Source organism: Bacillus sp. LR--39 (genome assembly GCF_053613335.1).
The window spans coordinates 1-713 of sequence record NZ_JBSIOT010000861.1 but is presented as its reverse complement, the minus strand read 5'-3'; the positions used below and the strand labels follow the sequence as shown (position 1 = coordinate 713).

Annotated in this window: 1 protein-coding gene; it reads left to right on the top strand. The window is 46.7% G+C overall.

Annotated elements, in window-relative coordinates; translation table 11 throughout:
* Window positions 1-713 (top strand): methyl-accepting chemotaxis protein (locus ACWHAR_RS27060; RefSeq protein ID WP_452088430.1); only part of this gene is annotated, 713 nt, incomplete at both ends.

The following is a 713-nucleotide window of genomic DNA, read 5'->3' as shown; positions in this document are numbered from 1 at the left end:
CTCATCAGCATTTTCATCTGGCTTTATATCACGCGAAACATTGTAAAGCCTATCATTCGCATGAAGGAATCTGCCAATCATATTGCCGAAGGCGATCTGTCGAACGATATGGAGCCGCTCAACTCAAAAGACGAGCTGGGTGATCTGAATGAAGCGCTGCAAAAAATGGTAGGGAATCTGAGAGATATTGTCGGATATTCTAAAGACATATCAAGCCGGGTTCTTTCTTCTTCACAGGTGCTTGCAACCGCAACGAATGAAACAAGATCCGGCAGCAAACATATTACTGAAACGATGAACGAAATGGCTGAGGGCTCTGAACAGCAGGCCCAAGACGCGGTGACGATTGCCGAATCGATGAATGAGTTCACTGAAAGCATTGATAAAGCCTATAATCACGGCATCACCATCAGCGATACGTCTCAAAACGTTCTCGAACTCGCGGTAAGCGGAAACGAAAATATGGCTACGTCATTACAGCAAATGAAAACCATCCATCATATTGTTGAAGAAGCCGTGCATAAAGTGAGATCACTGGAACAGCATTCTCAGGATATTAACAAGCTCGTTCAGGTCATCAACGGAATTGCCGAGCAAACGAATTTGCTGTCCCTTAACGCCGCGATTGAAGCTGCCCGCGCAGGAGAAAGCGGCAAAGGCTTCGCCGTTGTGGCAGAGGAGGTCAGAAAGCTTGCTGACGGCGTTTCTGATTC